The organism is Nocardia sp. NBC_01327, assembly GCF_035958815.1.
Taxonomy (GTDB): domain Bacteria; phylum Actinomycetota; class Actinomycetes; order Mycobacteriales; family Mycobacteriaceae; genus Nocardia.
Genome location: NZ_CP108383.1, coordinates 7,288,644 through 7,308,517, shown reverse-complemented (window position 1 = coordinate 7,308,517; position 19,874 = coordinate 7,288,644). Strand labels below are relative to the sequence as shown.

Annotated in this window: 20 protein-coding genes; 8 read left to right on the top strand and 12 right to left on the bottom strand. The window is 67.2% G+C overall.

The window, feature by feature from the left end; translation table 11 throughout:
• The first annotated feature begins 199 nt into the window (after positions 1 to 199).
• The 4 genes from OG326_RS33785 to OG326_RS33770 all read left to right on the top strand — a co-directional run bounded on the left by OG326_RS33785 (position 200) and on the right by OG326_RS33770 (position 3,059).
• Entirely contained in the window at positions 200 to 1,114 is a 915-nt protein-coding gene (locus OG326_RS33785; protein WP_327141180.1) for an alpha/beta hydrolase, read from the top strand.
• A 156-nt stretch (positions 1,115 to 1,270) separates the two neighbouring features.
• The gene (locus OG326_RS33780) at positions 1,271 to 1,870 is read left to right on the top strand and encodes a sulfite oxidase-like oxidoreductase (protein ID WP_327141179.1); all 600 of its coding nucleotides are present in this window, start codon (positions 1,271 to 1,273) and stop codon (positions 1,868 to 1,870) included.
• Complete coding sequence (locus tag OG326_RS33775) at positions 1,870 to 2,763, top strand: FAD-binding oxidoreductase (protein WP_327141178.1); 894 nt, start codon at positions 1,870 to 1,872, stop codon at positions 2,761 to 2,763. The genes OG326_RS33780 and OG326_RS33775 overlap by 1 nt, the downstream gene beginning before the upstream one ends.
• A 2-nt stretch (positions 2,764 to 2,765) precedes the next feature.
• The gene (locus OG326_RS33770; RefSeq protein ID WP_327141177.1) at positions 2,766 to 3,059 is read left to right on the top strand and encodes a DUF6510 family protein; all 294 of its coding nucleotides are present in this window, start codon (positions 2,766 to 2,768) and stop codon (positions 3,057 to 3,059) included.
• Positions 3,060 to 3,357: 298 nt separating this feature from the next.
• Here the strand turns inward: OG326_RS33770 and OG326_RS33765 are convergent, their stop codons facing one another.
• The 11 genes from OG326_RS33765 to OG326_RS33715 all read right to left on the bottom strand — a co-directional run bounded on the left by OG326_RS33765 (position 3,358) and on the right by OG326_RS33715 (position 14,382).
• Positions 3,358 to 4,104, bottom strand: a complete 747-nt coding sequence (locus tag OG326_RS33765; protein ID WP_327141176.1) for a DUF4191 domain-containing protein — start codon at positions 4,102 to 4,104, stop codon at positions 3,358 to 3,360.
• Between the two features lie 122 nt (positions 4,105 to 4,226).
• Positions 4,227 to 6,422, bottom strand: coding sequence for an elongation factor G-like protein EF-G2 (locus OG326_RS33760; RefSeq protein ID WP_327141175.1), 2,196 nt, complete (start codon positions 6,420 to 6,422; stop codon positions 4,227 to 4,229).
• 203 nt (positions 6,423 to 6,625) lie between these two features.
• Entirely contained in the window at positions 6,626 to 7,609 is a 984-nt protein-coding gene (gene lipA / locus OG326_RS33755) for a lipoyl synthase (protein ID WP_327146661.1), read from the bottom strand.
• Between the two features lie 118 nt (positions 7,610 to 7,727).
• Complete coding sequence (lipB, locus tag OG326_RS33750) at positions 7,728 to 8,489, bottom strand: lipoyl(octanoyl) transferase LipB (RefSeq protein WP_327141174.1); 762 nt, start codon at positions 8,487 to 8,489, stop codon at positions 7,728 to 7,730.
• Positions 8,486 to 8,998: a GNAT family N-acetyltransferase gene (locus tag OG326_RS33745; protein WP_327146660.1), complete on the bottom strand. Its 513-nt coding sequence runs from the start codon at positions 8,996 to 8,998 to the stop codon at positions 8,486 to 8,488. Before OG326_RS33745 ends, lipB begins: the two co-directional genes overlap by 4 nt.
• A 102-nt stretch (positions 8,999 to 9,100) precedes the next feature.
• Entirely contained in the window at positions 9,101 to 9,997 is an 897-nt protein-coding gene (locus tag OG326_RS33740; protein ID WP_327141173.1) for a TIGR01777 family oxidoreductase, read from the bottom strand.
• A 9-nt stretch (positions 9,998 to 10,006) separates the two neighbouring features.
• Positions 10,007 to 11,782 carry a 2-oxoglutarate dehydrogenase, E2 component, dihydrolipoamide succinyltransferase gene (gene sucB / locus OG326_RS33735; protein WP_327141172.1) on the bottom strand — a complete coding sequence of 592 codons (1,776 nt, stop codon included), beginning with the start codon at positions 11,780 to 11,782 and terminating at the stop codon, positions 10,007 to 10,009.
• Between the two features lie 343 nt (positions 11,783 to 12,125).
• Entirely contained in the window at positions 12,126 to 12,365 is a 240-nt protein-coding gene (locus tag OG326_RS33730) for a YrhB domain-containing protein (RefSeq protein ID WP_327141171.1), read from the bottom strand.
• Positions 12,366 to 12,370: 5 nt separating this feature from the next.
• Positions 12,371 to 13,768 carry a toxin glutamine deamidase domain-containing protein gene (locus tag OG326_RS33725; RefSeq protein WP_327141170.1) on the bottom strand — a complete coding sequence of 466 codons (1,398 nt, stop codon included), beginning with the start codon at positions 13,766 to 13,768 and terminating at the stop codon, positions 12,371 to 12,373.
• Positions 13,765 to 14,052, bottom strand: a complete 288-nt coding sequence (locus tag OG326_RS33720; RefSeq protein WP_327141169.1) for a WXG100 family type VII secretion target — start codon at positions 14,050 to 14,052, stop codon at positions 13,765 to 13,767. The genes OG326_RS33725 and OG326_RS33720 overlap by 4 nt, the downstream gene beginning before the upstream one ends.
• Before the next feature lie 3 nt (positions 14,053 to 14,055).
• On the bottom strand, positions 14,056 to 14,382 hold the full coding sequence (locus tag OG326_RS33715) for a WXG100 family type VII secretion target (protein ID WP_327141168.1): 327 nt from the start codon (positions 14,380 to 14,382) through the stop codon (positions 14,056 to 14,058).
• Positions 14,383 to 14,870: 488 nt separating this feature from the next.
• Between OG326_RS33715 and OG326_RS33710 the strand changes: the two genes are divergently transcribed.
• On the top strand, positions 14,871 to 15,203 hold the full coding sequence (locus tag OG326_RS33710; RefSeq protein WP_327141167.1) for an oxidoreductase: 333 nt from the start codon (positions 14,871 to 14,873) through the stop codon (positions 15,201 to 15,203).
• 86 nt (positions 15,204 to 15,289) lie between these two features.
• Here OG326_RS33710 and OG326_RS33705 read toward each other — a convergent pair whose 3' ends face one another.
• Positions 15,290 to 16,795, bottom strand: coding sequence for a leucyl aminopeptidase (locus OG326_RS33705; protein ID WP_327141166.1), 1,506 nt, complete (start codon positions 16,793 to 16,795; stop codon positions 15,290 to 15,292).
• A 194-nt stretch (positions 16,796 to 16,989) separates the two neighbouring features.
• Between OG326_RS33705 and OG326_RS33700 the strand changes: the two genes are divergently transcribed.
• The 3 genes from OG326_RS33700 (at position 16,990) to OG326_RS33690 (ending at position 19,852) form a co-directional block, all read left to right on the top strand.
• Entirely contained in the window at positions 16,990 to 17,544 is a 555-nt protein-coding gene (locus tag OG326_RS33700; protein ID WP_327141165.1) for an RNA 2'-phosphotransferase, read from the top strand.
• A gap of 160 nt (positions 17,545 to 17,704) precedes the next feature.
• A complete protein-coding gene (tuf, locus tag OG326_RS33695; protein ID WP_327141164.1) occupies positions 17,705 to 18,901 on the top strand; it encodes an elongation factor Tu in 1,197 nt (398 codons plus the stop codon).
• 81 nt (positions 18,902 to 18,982) lie between these two features.
• Positions 18,983 to 19,852, top strand: coding sequence for an alpha/beta fold hydrolase (locus OG326_RS33690; protein ID WP_327141163.1), 870 nt, complete (start codon positions 18,983 to 18,985; stop codon positions 19,850 to 19,852).
• The last annotated feature ends 22 nt before the right edge of the window (positions 19,853 to 19,874 follow it).

The following is a 19,874-nucleotide window of genomic DNA, read 5'->3' as shown; positions in this document are numbered from 1 at the left end:
GCGCGAGCAGATTCGAATCCTCACGCTTTCCTCATATGTCCGGTTCCATCATGTGATTGCTGTCCTGGCGTCTTCGCAGATGTAGCTCGTAGTTCACCGCGTGTTGCTTTCGATCGGTATGGTCGCAGGCGGTCTGGCGGGGCTGAGCATGCGAATGTGCGTCCCGGCGGATAGCTGTTGATGTGCTGATGGAGGATCCATGGATGAGGGCTACCGGGCTGCCGCGCGGAAATTCAGCCGGCGGTCGGTACTGGCATCCACGGGTCTGCTGGGTCTGGTCGCGGCCGGAGCGGCGGTGAGCGCGGGCGTGAACGCGGCTCCCGACGCCGACGGTGACCAGCGCGCGATGTACGGCGGCCCGATCGAGCGGACCGTACTCGGCGTCGAACCGGTGGTCAGAACCGATCGGGTGTACTCAACCGCGCGCGGGCGTGAGGTGGATGTGGTCACCATCCTGCCGCCGGGTGTGCCCACCGACGGTCTGCCGATGTCGCTGCTGCTGCACGGTTTGCACGGCAATGCCCGCAATGCTGCGGTCGGCAGGCTCGGTGACGTGCTCACCGCGGCCGTCTCGACGCGGCTGGTGCAGCCCTTCGGATTCATGGCCATCGACGGCGGCGACAACTATTGGCATCAGCACTTTTCCGGTGACGACCCGATGACCATGCTGCTCGACGAAGCCCCGCGCTGGCTGGCCGCGCGCGGACTCGCGGGTGCGAACGGTGAGCCGTTCGCCTGCACCGGCACCTCCATGGGCGGCTTCGGCGCGCTGCTGTACTCGCGCCGCCGGGCCGAACGCGGGCGTCCGGCGAAGGCGATTGCCACCATGTCGCCGGGCCTCATCACCTCCTGGAACGAGATGAGCAAACGCAATGCGTTCGCCACCGCGGCCGAATGGGCCGCCCTCGATCCGCTGCAGAATATTGCGAAGCTGGGTCCGGCCCCGACCGGTGTGTGGGTCGGGGATCGAGACCGATTCATCGACGGCTGCCGGCAGTTCATGAGCCGGGCTCGCCTCGAGGTCGCGCTGGTGACCCCGGGCGCGCACACCGATGAGTACTGGTCCACGGTCACTCCCGATGTGGTCCGATTCCTCGGCCGTCACGTCGGCTGAGACCGGTTCGGTACCTCGGGCGGGCCTCGCGGCGCTCCCTACTTCTCGGTGTCCGAAACGCCGGTTTCCCCGGATGTGCGCGGCGTAATCTGTCCCCAAGTGCCGCAAGGCCGCTGTCCACGCTGTGACACCTGCCGTTCCGCCGGAAGGGATCGCATGAGTATCTTCTCGCCAGGCTTCCAAGGCCGTCCCCGGCCGCAGAGCGATCGAACCCCGCCGGGGCAGTATCTGACCGAGGATTTCCCGGTGCTGTCTGCCGGACCCACCCCGCGCGTCGACCTGACCCGCTGGCAATTCAGCATCACCAATGAGACCGGCCGCCAATACAGTTGGAGCTGGCCGCAATTCATGTCACTGGCGCAGGAACGCCCGCACGTCGACATTCATTGCGTGACAAGGTGGTCCAAACTCGACACCAACTGGCAGGGTGTCTCGCTGGACGACCTGCTCGAAACCGTCGAAACCCAAGCGGAATTCGCGCTGGTGAGCAGCTACGGCGGCTACACCACCAACCTCCCGCTGGAAGATCTCACCGGCGGTAAGGCGTGGATCGTGCACACCTTCGGCGGTCAGGACCTGGATCCGGAGCACGGCGGCCCCGCGCGATTGCTCGTCCCGCACCTGTACTTCTGGAAATCAGCGAAGTGGGTCAAGGAAATTCGGCTCCTGGACTACGACGAGCCCGGATTCTGGGAGAGCGCCGGCTACCACAGCTACGGTGACCCGTGGCGTGAGCAGCGGTACCAGGGCGACTGATGCGCTGGCAGCCCGCGGAACTCCTGGCCGCTCGATTCGAGACACCCTCGGCGCGCACCCTGACCCTGCGGGTGCCCGGCTGGCCCGGCCACCTGCCCGGCCAGCATGTGGACGTCCGCCTCACCGCGCCCGACGGGTACCAGGCCGAACGCAGCTACTCACTCGCCGCTCCCGCCGACGGAGACACCGTCCAACTCACTGTCCAGCGCGTCCCCGACGGTGAAGTCTCCGGCTATCTGGTCGACGCACTGCCGGTCGGCGCGCTCATCGAGATCCGCGGCCCGGTCGGCGGCTGGTTCGTCTGGAATCCCGACAGCGGGGGAGCGGCCGTCCTGGTGGCAGGCGGCTCCGGCATAGTGCCCCTCGCCGCCATGCTCCGCGCCCGCCGAAACACCATGGCCGCCAAACCCTTCCGTCTCATCTACACCCTTCGTGCCCCAGAAGACCTCTACTACCGCGACGAACTCCTCGCCCCACCCGGCGAATTCGCTGGCGCATCCGACGAGCCCGCCGGGCCCCGCGACGACCTCACCGAGACTCGCGACGGAGTGCCCGGACCTGGCGGCAGACGGATCGGACTTCGTGACGGAAGTACCGGATCCCGTGGTGACCTGTCCGTTCGCCCGGGTGACCTCATTGTGCCCGGCGGATCCGAGGGCGACGTCGGCGTATTCCTCGCCTACAGCCGGAGTGCGCCCGTAGCTTTTCCCCGCCCGGCAGCTCGGCTCACCGCCGCGGAAATCGCGGTCCATGCCTTGCCGCCCGCACCCGACGTCACCTGCTATGTCTGCGGTCCGACTCCTTTTGTCGAATTCGCCGCCACCGCACTGGTATCCGCCGGTCACGACCCGGCCATGATCAGGACCGAACGCTTCGGACCGACAGGGAAGTAGCCATGACAAATGACGTGACCGGCACCTCCGAAGCGTTCTACCTGGACGGCAATGCCCTCGCCGGAGTTCTCTCGGAGATCTTCGCCGCCGATCTCACCGCCTGCGGATGCCGCTGCGGCACATGCGGAGTCGTCGAACCCCTCGCCCGTGCCCTCGTCTACTTCTGCTGCCCCGGCACGGTAGCCCGCTGCCCCCATTGCACTGCGGTGGTACTCCGCATCACCACCACCCCCTCCGGCCGCTGGCTCGACCTGGGCGACGGCGCCGCGATATGCCTCCCCATGCCCGAGGCCTAGCCCGCCCGGCCGCTCCGGTCGGCGGACTCGCCCGAGCGCCTTTCATGATCACCAGGAACTGGTGGCGGGCGTCTCTCGGACGATGCCGCCACCAGTTCCTGGTGGTCACCTGTCTAGTGAGGGGCGAGGTGCGAAAGGGCATGTCGCTCATCCGAAGATGGATCACTCGACCCGCCGGACGGCGCGTCCTGCGGGGACTGTGGACCGCATCAACGGTCGGGCCGACGTGCGGATTTCGCCCGAAAAGCGCGAGGCCCGCGTCCGGTGTGGACGCGGGCCTCGGGGAGGAACGGGTGATTCAGCGGCGGCGCATGCTGCGCTGGACGCCGCGCATTTTCGCGCCGGCGGGCAGCGGGCCCTTGGGGAGCGCCGGGCCGCCGCGGGTGGCGAGCGCGGAGAGGCGGCCCTCGATGAGGTCCATGCGCTTGGCGTCGATATTGCGCGGCAGCTTGGTGAGGTAGCGCTGCAGATCCTTGATCGGCACCTGATCGCCCTCGTTGCCGACGACGATGTCGTAGATCGGGGTGTCGCCGACCAGGCGGGAGACCTTCTTCTTCTCCTGCGCCAGCAGCGACTTCACACGCTGCGGGGAACCCTCGGCGACCAGCACCACGCCCGGCAGTCCGACCACGCGGTGTACGGCATCCATCTGGGTGGTGGCGGCGACACCCGGGGTGACACGCCACTTGCCCTGCAGATTGTCGAGCACCCATGCCGCGGCGCCCGCCTGCCCCTCGGCCTTGGCGTACACGCTCTTCTGCACGCGCCGTCCGAAGAGGATGAATGCGGCCAGCGCACCCAGCAGCAGACCGATCGGCAGCAGGAACCACTGCAGGCCGAATATGAAGCCGATCACCAGGAACACCACTGTCACGCCGACCAGCGCGCCGATCATCAGCGGCAGCAGCAGCTTGTCTTCCTTGCGCTGCATCTGGAATGCCTGCCAGAGTTGCTGGCGGCGCTCCTTCGACGCCTGCTTGCGCGCCGCCTTCGCCGCGGCCTTCGCTTCCTTCGACGGGGTGTTGCCGCCCTTACCTGCTGCCATGGCATCAGGATAGTGGCCCGGTACCGATTGGTTCGCGACGGGATCAATCGGACGTTCGCGTGTGTTCCCCCAGCCCGCGTCAATGCCCCAATTATGGTCGATATTGACTCAGAACTGGTGACCTATCCGGCGCTCTTGGTCTTCTCGCGAATCGTGTCCGCCAGCTGGCTGGGCATCGCTTCATGGCGGGTGTAGGTGCGGGTGAAGGTCGCCGCGCCGTGCGCGAGGGAGCGCAGGTCCACGGCGTAGCGACTCAGTTCGAGTTCCGGGACCTCGGCGCGGATCGCGGTGCGGCCCAGCCCCACCGGTTCGGTGCCGAGCACCCGGCCGCGGCGGCCGGAGAGGTCGACGAGAATGGGCCCCACATAGTCGTCCGAGACCACCACGCGCACTTCGGCTATAGGCTCCAGCAGGCTGAGCCGAGCCGCCGCGGCGGCTTCACGCAGCGCCAGGCCTCCGGCCATCTGGAACGCGGCATCGGAGGAATCGACGGAGTGCGCCTTGCCCTCGAACAAGGTGACACGCACATCCACGAGCGGATATCCGGCCACCACGCCCCGCGCGGCCTGCGCCCGGACACCCTTCTCCACCGACGGAATGAACTGGCGCGGCACAACCCCGCCGACCACCTTGTCCACGAATTCGATACCGGAACCACCCGGCAGCGGCGCCACCTCGATCTCGCAGATGGCGAACTGACCATGACCACCGGACTGCTTCACATGCCGCCCGCGCCCGCTCGCCGTCCCGGCGAAGGTCTCGCGCAGCGCCACCCGGTGATCGATCACATCGACCTGCACGCCGAACCGGGCACGCAGCCGCTCGAGCGCGACATCGCGATGCGCTTCGCCCAGGCACCACAGCACCAGTTGATGAGTATCGGGATTCTGCTCCAACCGCACCGTCGGATCCTCGGCGACCAGTCGGCCCAGCCCGAGCGAGAGTTTGTCCTCATCGGCCTTGCTGTGCGCTTCGACGGCCACGGGCAGCAGCGGATCCGGCATCGACCACGGCTCGATCAGCAGCGGAGTGTCCTTGGCGGACAGGGTATCTCCGGTCTCGGCACGGGTGAGTTTGGTGACGCACACGATGTCACCGGCAATCGCCTGCCCCAGTGGCCGCTGCTGTTTACCGAACGGCGCGGACACCGCGCCGATGCGCTCATCCGAGTCGTGCTCGATATCCACACCGCCGGTCCGATGCCCCCACACGTGCACGGTGTCATCGGCGCGCAGTGTCCCGGAGAACACTCGTACCAGCGACATTCGGCCCACGTACGGATCGGAGGCGGTGCGGATGACCTCCGCCGCCAGCGGCGCCTTGGGATCGCAGACCAGCTGCTCGGACCTCCCCGCGCTGCTCGCGGCAACGGGATGCTCTGCGGGCGTGGGGAATCCGCGCGTGATCAGATCCAGAATCTCCACCGTGCCCAGCCCCTGCCGCGCACCCTCCGGCGGCGGCGCGGCGATCAGCACCGGATGGAAACTGCCACGCGCGACCGCCTTTTCGAGATCCTCCACCAGCGTGGCGAGGTCGATCTCCTCACCGCCGATGTACCGATCCATCAGGGTCTCGTCCTCGCTCTCGGCGATGATCCCCTCGATGAGCCGGTCGCGCGCATCCGCCATGAGCGGCAATTGCTCCTCGGAGGCAGGGGTTTCGGTGTGCTCGCCCGCGGAGTAGTCGTAAACGTGCTGCGATAGCAGATCGATCAGCCCGATGACCGGCCGATGTCCGTCCGCACTCTTCGGCCCGTACACCGGAAGATGCAGCGGCAGCATGCTTTCCGCCCGCCCACCGCCGAGAATCTCCCGGCAGGTGTCGGTCATTTCCTCGAAATCGGCTCGCGCCGTGTCCAAATGGGTGAGCACGATGGCGCGCGGCATGCCGACGCTCGCGCATTCCTCCCACAGGGCGAGCGTCGGCCCGCTGATCCCCTCCACCCCCGCCGCGGCCGAGAGCACAAAAAGGGCCGCATCCGCTGCCCGCAGACCGGCCCTGAGTTCCCCGACGAAATCGGCGTAGCCGGGGGTGTCCAATAGGTTGACCTTCGTACCGTCCCAGCCCATCGGTATCACCGATAATTGCACCGAACGATGTTGTCGCTGCTCGATATCGTCATAGTCCGAGACCGAGGTGCCGTCCTCCACCCGCCCGGCCCGGGGCACCGCCCCGGTGGCCAGCGCGAGGGCCTCCACCAGCGTGGTTTTCCCGGACCCGCTGTGGCCGACGAGCACCACATTGCGTATGTCCTCCGGCCGCTCGGCCGTGATCGTCTTGCCGTTGGCGCCTACCGACGTCGTCGTTCGCTCGACCATATGGCTCGCTCCGGGGTCGATTCGTGCGGTACTTCGAGCTTCCCACCGGCGAGGTGCTCCCGTCCACGAATCGACCTATTAGACGTTCACCGCCATTTCACCGGCGTGTTCTTTCGCGAGAAACAGCAGGGTTGTCGGCGGGATACGACAAGGCCGGAACCCACTGAAGTGAGTTCCGGCCTGCTGCCGACGATGTAGGGCTACTAGGAACCGAATCGCGCGAGAACGCTGGTCGCTTCCTGCGATGCCGCGCCGCCCTCGGCGAGATGTGCCATCTCCGGGGCGATTTCGCGACCGTGATGCTTCATGGCCTGCGCGTAGAGGCGACCCGCGCGGTACGAGGAGCGGACCAGCGGCCCGGCCATCACACCGGCGAAGCCGATCTCATTGGCCATATCGGAGTGCTCGACGAACTCCTCCGGCTTCACCCAGCGATCGACCGGATGATGCCGCGGGGAGGGCCGCAGGTACTGGGTGATGGTGAGGATGTCGCACCCGGCCTCGTGCAGATCGCGCATGGCCTGGGTGACCTCCTCGGGCGTCTCGCCCATACCGAGGATGAGGTTCGACTTGGTGACCAGTCCGGCCTCGCGGGCGGCGGTCAGCACCGACAGCGAACGGTCGTATTTGAACGCCGGGCGAATGCTCTTGAAGATGCGCGGCACCGTCTCCAGATTGTGCGCGAGCACCTCCGGGCGGGTCGAGAACACCTCGGCCAGCTGCTCGGGAACCGCATTGAAATCCGGGATGAGCAGTTCCACGCCGGTGTGCGGGTTCAGCTGCTTGATGGCGCGCACAGTTTCCGCGTACAGCCAGGCGCCGCCGTCGTCCAGATCGTCGCGGGCGACGCCGGTGATGGTGGAGTACCGCAGACCCATGGCCTGCACACTCTCGGCTACCCGGCGCGGTTCGTCGCGATCCAGCGCCGCGGGCTTGCCGGTGTCGATCTGGCAGAAGTCGCAGCGCCGCGTGCACTGTTCACCGCCGATGAGGAAGGTGGCCTCGCGGTCCTCCCAGCATTCGAAGATGTTGGGACAGCCCGCTTCCTCGCAGACCGTGTGCAGCCCTTCGCGTTTCACCAGCCCTTTGAGCTCGGTGTACTCCGGGCCCATGGTGGCTTTGGTGCGAATCCACTTGGGCTTGCGCTCGATCGGGGTCTCGGAGTTGCGAGCCTCGATGCGGAGCAGTTTCCGACCGGCGGGAGCGGACGCGGTTTCCGCGGTGTTCGGCCGGGCCCCAGTGGGTTCAGGGGTATTCGATGTCGGGGTATCGACGGAGGTCACTCAGTTCACCCTACGCTCGTGATCATTCGGCTTTGGCGGGCACCGGTGCGGCAACGGGGGCCGGGCGCGCGAAGCTGTGGTCGGTGACGGGCAGTTCGCCGTTGAGCGCCCGGGTGATGGCATCGGCAACGAGCGGGCGCACCTGCTCGACGGTCACTTCGCGACCCAGTTCGCGGGTCAGCGTGGTGACGCCGGCATCGCGGATGCCGCACGGCACGATGGCCTGGAAGCCGTCGAGGGTCGAATTGCAGTTCAGCGAGATGCCGTGCATGGCGACGCCGCGCTGCACGCGCACACCGATGGCCGCGACCTTGCGCTCGGGCAGGAATTCGGTGGCGGGCAGCCAGACGCCCGAACGACCGTCCACGCGTCCGGTGTCCAGTCCGAGCCCGGCGCAGACGGTGATCAGCGCCTCCTCCAGGCGGCGCACGTACGCGACCACATCCACGGGCTCGGCGAGCCGGATGATCGGGTAGCCGACGAGTTGCCCCGGACCGTGCCAGGTGATCTTCCCGCCGCGATCCACCTCGATCACCGGGCTGCCGTCCATCGGCAGATCCGCGGCTTCGGTGCGGCGGCCCGCGGTGAAGACGAAGGGATGCTCCAGCAGCAGCAGCCGATCGTGGCCGATGCCCTCCGCCCGCTCGCGGGCGATGCCGCGCTGTACTTCCAAGGCGTCGTTGTAATCGATGAGGCCCAGATCTTCGACGAGCAGGGGTGTGTCGTCGAGCCGGGCCGATGCCCCCCGGTGTGCCGGGGTGGCGGCCGTCTTGCTATCACTCACCGCTGCGACGCTACGCCATCGGGGAGCGTCAGCTGCATCAGCGTCAGATCCATCCAGCGCCCGAACTTGTGCCCCACTTCGGGCAGTTGTCCGACCACCTGGAACCCGAACTTCTCGTGCAGGGTGACGGAGATGGTGTTGGAGGATTCGATCGCCGCGATCATGGTGTGCACCCCGCCCTCGCGCGCCCGCACCAGCAGCTCGGCCATGAGCGCCTTGGCCACTCCGCGCCGATGGAACCGCTCGGACACATACACCGAATTCTCCACGGAGAACCGGTAACCCGACTTCGGCCGGAACTGCCCGTAACTGGCATATCCCGCGACCGCGCCGTCGATCTCGGCCACCAGCACCGGACATCCGGCCGCGGCCCGGGCCGCGAACCAGGCCTGCCGCTCGGCCAGATCGGCGAGTTCGGTATCCCAGATGGCCGTGGTCTCGGCGATGGCAGTGTTGTGGATCGCCAGGATCTCCGGCAGATCGCTCTCGCGCGCATCCCGCACCAGCAGCTCGGCGGGCGCGAGCAGGGGAGGTTCATTGCTCACCGGTCACACGCTATCGGCGAACGCCCTGTGACCTGTATCGCGCCCGTCACACCGGGTGTCGTGGAATCAGGAGCGGCCGACGGTCGCGGCCAGGGCCGCGCCGATGGTGGGGTGCTGAAAGGAGTACCCGGCCTCTTCCAGAGCGGTGGGAATGGCTCTGGGGCCGTGCAGGATTCCCTCATCGGCGAATTCGCCCACGGTCATGCGGAGCGCGAAGGCGGGCACCATCAGGGGAGTCGGCCGATGCAGGGCGCGTCCCAGCGCGCGGGTGAATTCCGCATTGGTGACCGGCGCCGGGCCGACCATATTCACCGGGCCCGAGAGCGAATCCTCGGTGAGGGCGAACAGAATTGCGCCGATCTCATCGTCGAGCGAGATCCACGGGACGTATTGCCGTCCGCTGCCGAGCCTGCCGCCGAGGCCCAGAAAGTAGAGGGGATAGAGCATTCCGAGCATGCCGCCGTGCCGCGCCAGCACGACGGCGCTGCGCAGCAGAATGGTGCGAACTCCGGCCTCGGCGGCCGGTTGTGCGGCGGCTTCCCAGTCCCGGCACAGCCCGGCCAGGAATCCTGTTCCGGCAGGCGAGGTTTCGGTGACGATGCGGTCGCCGCTGTCGCCGCCGTAGTAGTGCACACCGCTGGCGTTCACCAGCGTCGGCACTCCCGCGGCGGCGGCCGCGGAGGCCAGGACATCGGTCGGGACGATGCGGCTGTCGCGCAGCTCCTGTTTGTAGCTGCCGTTCCAGCGCCGCCGCCCGATACCGGCGCCGCAGAGATTCACTACGGCGTCGGCACCGCGCAGCGCGCGTTCGTCCAGATCGGCACGGGCCGGGTCCCAGCGGAATTCATCGCGTGCGTTGGCGGGACGGCGCACCAAACGGGTGACGTCATGCCCGTCGCGGCGCAGTGCCGCGACGAGCGCCGTCCCGATCAACCCGGACGACCCGGCGACCACGACCTTCATACCGAGTACTTACAGGCCGAGGTCGCCCTCGAAGGCCGCCTCTTCCAACCGGTGCCGGATGGTGGTGAGGAAGCGGCCCGCGTCGGCGCCGTCGATGAGCCGGTGATCGTAGGTCAGCGGCAGGTAGGCCATCGAGCGGATGCCGATGAACTCGCTGCCACTGTCGGTGATCACCATGGGGCGCTTGACAATTGCGCCGGTTCCGAGCATGGCCGCCTGCGGCGGAACCAGGATCGGGGTGTCGAACAGCGCGCCCTGCGAACCGATATTCGTGACGGTGAAGGTGCCACCGGACAGCTCGTCCGGCTTCAGGCCACCATTGCGCGCGCGGTTGGCGATATCGGCGATGGCACGCGCCAGCCCGGCCAGCGACAGATCGTTCGCATTGTGGATGACCGGGGACAGCAGCCCCTGCTCGGTATCCACGGCGATGCCGAGGTTGACCACCGAGTGGTAGGTGATCTCCTTGGTGTCCTCGTTGTAGGAGGCGTTGACGTTCGGGTGCACCCCGAGCGCCTCGATCGCCGCCTTCGCGAAGAACGGCAGGAACGTGATGTTCACGCCCTCGCGAGCCTTGAAGGCCTCCTTGGCCTTTCCGCGCAATGCCACGACCTTGGTCAGATCGACCTCGTGGACCTGGGTGAGCTGCGCGGTGGTCTGCAGCGATTCCCGGGTCTTGGTGGCGGTGATCTGCCGGATGCGGCTGGCCTTCTGCACAGTGCCCGGCAGGTGTGCCAGGTTCGGACGCGCGGCCGCGGTGGCGGCGGGCGCGGCCGGAGCAGCGGCGGCAGCGGGAGCCGGGGCGGCGGCCGGAGCCGGCGCCTTCTTGGCTTCCGCGGCAGCCAGCACATCCTGCTTGCGGATGCGGCCGCCGACGCCGGAACCCTGGAGGGTGCCCAGGTCGACGCCGTTTTCGGTGGCGAGCTTACGGACCAGCGGGGTCACGTAGGGGCCGCCGCCATTGGTGGAGGGCTCGTCGGCCGGGGTGGCCGCGGCCGGAACCGGAGCAGGCTTGGGAGCCGGTGCCGGGGCGGGCGCGGGGGCCGGAGCCGGGGCAGGTGCCGGAGCGGCGGCCGCGGGAGCCGGGGCAGGCGCGGGGGCCGGTGCCGGGGCGGGTGCGGGGGCCGGGGCAGGCGCCGGAGCGGCAGCCGGTGCGCCACTGCCGATTACACCGAGCTGGCCGCCGACGTTCACGACGTCGTCTTCCTGCGCGGTGATTTCCAGCAGGGTGCCGGCGACGGGCGACGGGATCTCGGTATCGACCTTGTCGGTGGAGACCTCGAGCAGCGGCTCGTCGACCGCGACCGAATCGCCGACCTGCTTCAGCCAGCGGGTGACGGTGCCCTCGGTGACGGACTCTCCGAGCTCGGGCATCTTCACCGAGGTGCCGGAGGCCGAGTTGCCGGAGGCGGCGGCCGGAGCGGGCGCGGCAGCGGCGGGTGCCGGTGCGGCGGCCTCGGGCTGCGGGGCCGGGGCGGGCTCAGGTGCGGGTGCCGGGGCAGGGGCTTCGGCAGGAGCTGGGGCGGCGGCGGGGGCCGGAGCCTCGCCGGCGTCGCCGATCACGCCGAGTTCGCCACCGACCTCGACCACATCGTCTTCCTGGGCGCTGATCTTGACCAGCACGCCCGCGGTGGGAGACGGGATCTCGGTGTCGACCTTGTCGGTGGAGACTTCGAGCAGCGGCTCGTCGACCTCGACCGTGTCGCCTTCCTGCTTCAGCCACCTGGTCACAGTGCCCTCGGTGACACTCTCACCAAGAGCCGGCATCTGGACGGAGAAGGCCATGTGCTTTGACTCCTCTAACTGCTCGTCGGGTTAAACAGTTCGTCCCCCGGCGGGCGTCCGCCGCTGGTCGCGACGAAAGCCCGTGCGGCCGCCAACCCTTCGGCAGCCCCGGAGACCCGTAGGTTGTTGTTCCGGTTCCCCATCCTTGCACTCGATCGCGTGCGGCGTGTCACAGGGCGGCCGTTCACCGGAACCACCAACCCGACAAAACCCCCCACAACCCCGACCAACCCACACCACGAGGCCTGCATCACAAGCCCCACGCGTGTCGCACCCCGAGTTCGCTCGACGTTCGCTGAAGCGGCAGGCCTGCTCGCCGCAATCCATTGCGGAGTGAACATGTTTACCTGGGCGGCGGGGAGAGACTGATCTGGCCGTCGCTCTTCGTCACTCGGATGGGGATGTTTCCCGCGAGTGCAGCAGAGATATCGCCACGTTCGATGAATGCGACGGCGTCGTACGGGAAGTACCAATCGGTTTCGGTTTCGACGATCGCGTCCTCCACGATTCGAACTTCGCCCAATTGGTTGGCTGCCGCGAGTTCGGCCAGCTTCTGCTCCGCGGATTTCCTGGCTGTGCTCATATTCGTCATCTGTACCTCATCACGTAGAAGTTCTTGAAGCCGTCGAATACTGCTTCGCCGCCACTCTGACCGTCGAGGAATCGGACGGTGCCTTGTTCGTTGATGACATTGAAGACATGACCTACCTGCCCGGGACCGTTCGAGGCGAACACCACGCCGCGCGCGCCGTCACCGGCGTCGGTCAGCAGCTGCTCGATCTCGGGGCGCCCGGTTGTCGCGGCGAATCTCGCACCGAAATACTTCTCCAGCACCGCGATCGGCGCAGGTCCGTGGAGCGGTGCCGAGACCTCCAGCCCATCGAGGACCCGGTCGGTGGTGACCACACAGTTCACGCAATTCACGGTTCCGTTGCCAGGATTCACTGTTCGCACAGCCGCGAGGATTTCGTCGGCCGGTGCGGCGCTGCCGGTTGCCGGTGCGCCGACGAGTGTCACCCTGGCGTCATCGATCCACTTCCCGATCTTCGCCACCAGCGGGCGGAGGTGCTCGAGGAGGGGCGCGAGGGTTTTGGTGGTGATTGCGGCTGCGCGGGTGGCGAGTTCGGTGATGATCGTGGCTACGCGGCGGGCTTTGGCGGCGAGGCGGGCGGCGAGGGCGGCGTTGCCGAGGTATTCGGAGAGGCCGGCGGTGAAGGGGGTGGCGGCGGCGAAGAGGCCCTCGCCGATGAGGGATTCGAGGGCGAATTCTTTGAGTTCGTCGAGGATTTGGTGGTGGGCGTCGTCGAGGTGCTTGGCGTACTCGCCGCAGGCGTTGCCGAGGGTTTGGGTGATGTCGGCGAGGGAGTTGAGGTCTGATTGGCGTTCGGTGCAGGTGGTGAGGGCGGTGGGTATCTCGGTGGATTGCTGATTGCCGAGGAGGGTGAGGGCTTCGGGGATGCGCAGGGCGAGGGTGCGCAGGTCGGCGGCGGTGGTGAACCATGCCGTCTGAGCGGCGCGCAGTTCGTCCTGGTGGCCGTTGGGCCACGCGGCGCCGACCAGATCTTTGATGAGCGACCAGCCGAACGGTTCGGGGATGCCATCGCCTGCGGCCGACGCGGCTTGGGTGACCACACACGGGACCGGCCACGCCGCGGGTGCGGGCGGGGGAGCGGATTTGCCGAAATTCGCTGTGGCTTCACCGGTTTCGTGGTTGTGGGCACCGGTCGTGATGAGGTCGGCAGTGGTCGAGGACGCGGTGATAAGACGCTCCGATGCCGACAGCGCCAAGCCGGCCGCCTCGTCATAGGAGGACGCCCACGATTGCCCGATGCTATCGCTGCCCGCCATACCCGCACCGGAATCGAGCACGGCGAGCAGCCCGATGTGAGTGGTGGCCGCATCCTGTGCGAGCGTGCCGAATACCGCTGCGGCGGAATGATATTCGCCGGATCGGCACAGGATCAGTGGAACAGCCGGGGCGCTCACGGCCACATCCCGTGATTGGTCTCGCTGACCTTCGCATAGGCATCCCGCGCGATTCCGAGCTTGGCGCGCAACTCCCGCAGCGCCGTGCGCATTTCGGCGACTCCGGTTATCCGCTGGTCGTGCGCCCGCCGATGCCCGCTCGCCGCCTCGCCCGACCAGCTCACGTGCAGCGCGTCCACACGTTCCTCGATCGCCGTCACCTGCTGTTCGATCGCGGTCTCCAGCTTGGCGGTCGCATCGATCAGCTGTTGCAGCCCAACAAGATCCACCCGATAGTCGACCACCGCTCACACTCCGGGCAGATCGAGGCTCGACCCGGCGGCATCGGTCGCATCGGCGCGGGACCGGTCATCCAGCTCGTACTCATTGGCCGCCTGCCGCAGCATCCCCGCATCCGCGCGGAAGGACGCGATGGTGCGCCGAGCCCCGTCCTCCCAATCCGTCCAAGGCTCTTCGTGCGAACCCGCCGCCGCACCGGTCCATTCGGCGCCGACGAACCCGCGCACCGCACGCATATGCGAGTCGATGCGCTCACCCAGATCCCGCGCCGCGCCATCGAGCCAGTCAGCCGCACTGCGCAATTCGACGGCATACACCTCCACCCCAGTGCCCACGACGATGAGATTAGCGGGTACCGGCGACAAATCGGCAACTGCCATTCCGCAATTGTGAATAGGGGGTTTGTAGATATGCGGGATTCGGCCGCTCAATTGCCGTGAATTGCACCAAATGTCGCGAATGACCATTTATGGAAATGGTCACCGCGAGGTAGCACCGCGAGTAGCTCCCGGCAAACTGCTGCCCGGTCCGGAAGAACCCGAGCGTTTCGGCCGGAATCGGCGCGGCCCCCGACAGCGCCCGAGGCTGGCTTGCATCGGTCCGGAGGAACCGTCCTCCAATCCCCTCGCACCAGCAGCGCATCCGCGGCTCGGCCGTCGCTGCCCGCTCACAGCCCCTCGCACACGCCATCTCCTGAGCCGCTCCTGAGGAGTAGCTGAGGTATCCCTTCGGAATTGCCGAGAGACCCGCCCCTACCCCCGAAGAGCTGGCACTATCGAGGTACCGGCGGTGTGAAGTCGACCTCCGGGGAGGAGGTTACGACATGAGTTTCCTGGATTTTCTCGGCCGCAGCGTCGCCTCGAACCGAGGCGCGGACCCGGCCGACGCGGCCCATCTCGCGGAATGGACGCGAACGCACCGCGGCGTCGAGGCTTTCGTCGAACCACGCACCACGGTCACCGATGTGACAGTCGTGCTGGTGGCATTCGACGGCGAATGGACCCGCCGAGTCGTCGGCGAACGCGGCGCACAGAAGCTCTCCACCACCCTGGGCATCCCCGTCTACGACGTGCGCAAGGTCGGCTACCCCCAGCGCATGCGCGACCACGACGCCCGGCTCCGGATTCTGCAGCGGCGGGCGCGCGAGGGTTACTGAAACCGGCCTGAGCGGTCGAAAACTCCCCTGGGCCGTCAATATTTGACGCTCCAAGCGAGTCTTTGACCGCTCAGGCCGGATCGCGCCTACTCGGCCGCGATGTCCTCGAGAGTCGAAATCAGCGTGCGCACCGGCACACCCGTCCCACCCTTACCGATGTACCCGAACGGCCCACCGGTGTTGTACGCCGGCCCCGCCACATCCAGGTGCGCCCACTGCACACCCTCCGGCACGAATTCCTTCAAGAACAGTGCCGCCGAAAGCATTCCACCCCACCGATGCGGCGCGACATTCGCCAGATCGGCAACCCTGGAGTTGATATCCGCCCGCAGCTCCGCGGGAAGCGGCATGGCCCAGCCGTTTTCGCCGACCGCCTGCGAGATGCGCGCAACCCGATCCCGGAATTCGTCGGTGCCCATCACACCGGGCGTCCGGGTGCCGAGAGCGACCATCTGCGCACCGGTCAGCGTCGCGACATCGATGATGTAGTCCGGATCATCTTCTCCCGCACGGACAATCGCGTCGGCCAGAATCAGCCGCCCCTCCGCATCGGTATTGATGACCTCGACGGTCGTCCCGCCGTACTGCGTGAGCACATCGCCCGGCCGCTGCGCGGTGGACGAGGGCATGTTTTCCGCCATCGGCACGGTCGCGGTGACCGTGATCGGCAGGCTCAACCGCGCCGCCAGCAGCGTGGTGGCGATGACCGCAGCCGCGCCGCCCATATCGGAGGTCATGTTCTCCATACCCTGAGCAGGCTTGATGGAGATGCCGCCGGTATCGAACGTAATACCCTTGCCGATCAGCCCGACCTTGGTGTCGCCACCGGCATAGGTGATGCGAATCAGCCGCGGCGGCCGCGAGGACCCCTTGCCGACGCCGAGAATGCCGCCGTATCCGTCAGCGGCAAGCCCCTTCTCGTCGATGACCTCGACCAGCAGCCCGGCTGCCTTGGCCAATTCCGCTGCCCGGTCGGCGAATTCGGCCGGGTACAGGTGGCTCGGGGGAGTGTTCACGAAATCCCGTGCGGTGGCAATGGCTTCGGCCACCGCCTGGGCCCGGAAGAAGGCCTCCTCGCCGAATCCCGCATCGGGAACGAGGAATTCGACCCGCTGCACCGGCTGGTCGCCGGGCTTCGGCGCGGACTTGCCGGATTTGAACTCACTGAACTGGTACGCGCCGAGGTAGAACCCCTCCGCGGCCGCCCCGAGGTCCAGCCCCGACAGAATGGTGACCGCGGTGCCGACGCCGGTCAGCGCCCGCCCCGCCACGCCCGCCGACTTGCGGATCTGTTCGGCATCGATCTTGTCCGCCGCGCCCAGCCCGACGGCGAGCACGCTGTCCACGCCGAGTCCCGCCGGTGCGGGAATCCGGGTCAGTTCCTCCGGCTTACCCTTCGCGCCGACTGCGCGCAGTGCGGCCAGCAGCGTCTCCCGCGTATCGGCGTCGAGCACATCCTCGAAGGCATCCGCCGGGGCGATCGCAGGCCCATCATCGGAGGAGGTGAGTCCGACGACCAGCACATCGGCCTCGCCGATGCTCTCGGTACGTGCCAATTCCGGTCCGAGCGAACGATCTGCAACAGCTGTCATGCGCCCAGATTACTGGGAGCGCCGAGCGGCCACCTGTCCGGCGCGCCCCCTGTTCGAGCGCTGCCGCGAGGTCCCTGCCGGTCGAATGACGTATGCCCGCAGAGGCATGTGCTTCCGCTCAGCGTGATCGTGGCCGGGAACACTCCGGAATTTCGCTTGCGCCGCACCCGCGGATGCGGGACTGTGTGCCGGGTATGAATGACAAGGAAATCGTCCGCCTGTCCAAACGCCTGTCGAGCTGGCTGCGGCATCGCCCGGAAGCCATCGGCCTGGACCCGGATTCGGCCGGCTGGGTGCGCGTAGACGACCTGCTGCGACTCTCGGCCGCCCGTGGTCACCGTTTCACCCGCGCGCACCTCGAGACAGTGGTGGAGCAGAACAATAAGAAGCGCTTCGAATTCGACGACACCGGCATCATGATCCGTGCGCGCCAAGGACATTCGATTCCGGTCGATCTCGGTTACGAGCCCGCCGATCCGCCTGCCGTGCTCTATCACGGCACCGGTGAGCGAACGGTCCCGGTAATCCTGGCCGAGGGCTTGCTGCCGATGAATCGTCATGCCGTGCATCTGTCGGCGGACCTGGATACCGCGACGAATGTCGGCAGCAGGCACGGCCGCCCCGCGGTATTCATCGTCGACACAGCCGCCATGTGCCGGGACGGCCACATCTTCTACGTCACCGGAAACGGCGTCTGGCTCACCGACGCGGTCGCCCCCGAGTATCTCGAACTACGCACTCCCAGTTGATCTTCCGTCAACTCCGCTGGACGTCGTATTCCCGCATTTCCCCGACATTGCGCCGCATCCGCCCCCTACGCTGGGAAGACACTGTCGTCGGGCCCGCCAGGCGGTGTCCACTCCGAGCCCCTGCCGCCCGCTTCGGATCGTAGCGCGCAGGAGGATTCCAGTGGCGAAGGCGAAATTCCAGCGAACCAAGCCGCATGTCAATGTCGGCACCATCGGTCATATCGATCACGGTAAAACCACCCTTACCGCGGCGATAACCAAAGTGCTGCACAGCAAATATCCGGATTTGAATCCCTTCACCCCGTTCGAGGCGATCGACAAGGCTCCGGAGGAGCGCCAGCGCGGCATCACCATTTCCATTGCGCACGTGGAGTATCAGACCGAGCGCCGCCATTACGCGCACGTCGACTGCCCCGGGCACGCCGACTACATCAAGAACATGATCACCGGTGCGGCGCAGATGGACGGCGCGATCCTGGTGGTCGCCGCCACCGACGGCCCCATGCCGCAGACCAAGGAGCATGTCATCCTGGCCCGCCAGGTCGGCGTCCCCAAAATGGTTGTGGCACTGAACAAGTGCGATATGGTCGATGATGAGGAGATCTTGGAGCTGGTCGAGATGGAGGTCAGCGACCTGCTCAGCGAGTACGACTTCGACGGCGACAACACCCCCGTGATCCGTATCTCCGCGTTCAAGGCGCTGGAAGACCCCACCGGCGAATGGGGTTCCGGCATAACCGAACTCCTCAATGCCGTCGACGACTGGATCGACACTCCGACCCGTGATGTCGAGAAGCCTTTCCTGATGCCGATCGAGGACGTCTTCACCATTACCGGCCGCGGCACGGTGGTCACCGGCCGCATCGAACGCGGGGTCCTGAAGGTCAATGCCGAGGTGGAGATCGTCGGCATCCGCCCGAAGACCACCAAAACCATCGTCACCGGCATCGAGATGTTCCGAAAACTGTTGGACGAGGGCCAGGCCGGTGAGAACGTGGGCCTGCTGCTGCGCGGTATCAAGCGCGAGGACGTCGAACGCGGCCAGTGCGTCATCAAGCCGGGCACCGTCACCCCGCACACCGAATTCGAGGGCCAGGCCTACATCCTGTCCAAGGAGGAGGGCGGCCGCCACACCCCGTTCTTCGTCAACTACCGCCCCCAATTCTATTTCCGCACAACGGATGTGACCGGAATGGTGACGTTGCCGAAGGAGGTCGAAATGGTCCTGCCGGGCGACAACGTCCTGATGAGCGTCGTCCTGATCCAGCCGATCGCCATGGAGGTGGGGCTGAAGTTCGCCATCCGCGAGGGCGGCCGCACGGTGGGGGCGGGTCAGATCACCAAGATCATCAAGTAGCGGCCGTACGCTCTGCGGAGACCGATGATTTTTGCCGGCGCGGTTCGTCTACCCAGCAACCGACCTAGCAAGGAGCCACCGATGTCCGAGATGAAGACCTACACCCTGGAAGCCCCCGGCGCTGTCATTACTTACGACGTCCGGCAGGCCGAGAGCGGCACCGGCGATAAGCCGACACTGCTGATCATCGGCTCGCCGATGGATGCCAGCGGCTTCGTCAGCCTGGCCGAACGCTTCTCGGACCGTACGGTCGTGACCTACGACCCGCGCGGCACCGCCCGCAGCACCAAGGACGACCCCGCCAGCGAGTCCACTCCCGAGCAGCACGCCGATGACCTGCACCGGGTCATCGACGCGCTCGGCGGCGGCCCCGTGGACCTGTTCGGCAGCAGCGGCGGCGCGGTCAACGCGCTCGCCCTGGTGACGAAGCACCCGGAGCAGATCCTCACCGTGGTGGCGCACGAGCCGCCGGCCGTCCGCTACGGCGCCGACGCCGAACAGGCCCTCGCCGCGACCACGAACATCCACGAGACCTACGAGCGCGACGGCTTCGGCCCCGCCATGGCCAAATTCATCGCCCTGGTCTCCATGAAGGGCGAGATCCCCGCCGCGTTCGTCGACCAGCCCATGGACCCCGCCATGTTCGGCCTGCCCACCGAAGACGACGGCACCCGCGGCGACCCCCTGCTCGGCCAGAACATCATCACCTGCACCCACTACGAAGTCGACTTCGACGCCCTCCGCACCGCCTCCACCCGCGTAGTCATCGCCACCGGCATCGAGTCCGAAGGCGAATTGGCCTGCCGCAGCGCACAAGCCATCGCCGCGAAACTCGGCGCCGCCCCCGCCGTCTTCCCGAGCAACCACGCCGGATTCCTCGGCGGCGAATTCGGCCAGCAGGGCGACCCCGACGGCTTCGCCGCCAAGCTGCACCAGGTCCTGGACAACTAACTCACCGCCCCGGCGTTATGCG

Coding starts and splice junctions, on each gene's coding strand:
- OG326_RS33785 (WP_327141180.1), top strand. CDS start 200: ATGGATGAGGGCTACCGGGCTGCCGCGCGGAAATTCAGCCGGCGGTCG.
- OG326_RS33780 (WP_327141179.1), top strand. CDS start 1,271: ATGAGTATCTTCTCGCCAGGCTTCCAAGGCCGTCCCCGGCCGCAGAGC.
- OG326_RS33775 (WP_327141178.1), top strand. CDS start 1,870: ATGCGCTGGCAGCCCGCGGAACTCCTGGCCGCTCGATTCGAGACACCC.
- OG326_RS33770 (WP_327141177.1), top strand. CDS start 2,766: ATGACAAATGACGTGACCGGCACCTCCGAAGCGTTCTACCTGGACGGC.
- OG326_RS33765 (WP_327141176.1), bottom strand. CDS start 4,104: ATGGCAGCAGGTAAGGGCGGCAACACCCCGTCGAAGGAAGCGAAGGCC.
- OG326_RS33760 (WP_327141175.1), bottom strand. CDS start 6,422: ATGGTCGAGCGAACGACGACGTCGGTAGGCGCCAACGGCAAGACGATC.
- OG326_RS33740 (WP_327141173.1), bottom strand. CDS start 9,997: ATGAAGGTCGTGGTCGCCGGGTCGTCCGGGTTGATCGGGACGGCGCTC.
- sucB (WP_327141172.1), bottom strand. CDS start 11,782: ATGGCCTTCTCCGTCCAGATGCCGGCTCTTGGTGAGAGTGTCACCGAG.
- OG326_RS33730 (WP_327141171.1), bottom strand. CDS start 12,365: ATGAGCACAGCCAGGAAATCCGCGGAGCAGAAGCTGGCCGAACTCGCG.
- OG326_RS33710 (WP_327141167.1), top strand. CDS start 14,871: ATGAGTTTCCTGGATTTTCTCGGCCGCAGCGTCGCCTCGAACCGAGGC.
- OG326_RS33705 (WP_327141166.1), bottom strand. CDS start 16,795: ATGACAGCTGTTGCAGATCGTTCGCTCGGACCGGAATTGGCACGTACC.
- OG326_RS33700 (WP_327141165.1), top strand. CDS start 16,990: ATGAATGACAAGGAAATCGTCCGCCTGTCCAAACGCCTGTCGAGCTGG.
- OG326_RS33690 (WP_327141163.1), top strand. CDS start 18,983: ATGTCCGAGATGAAGACCTACACCCTGGAAGCCCCCGGCGCTGTCATT.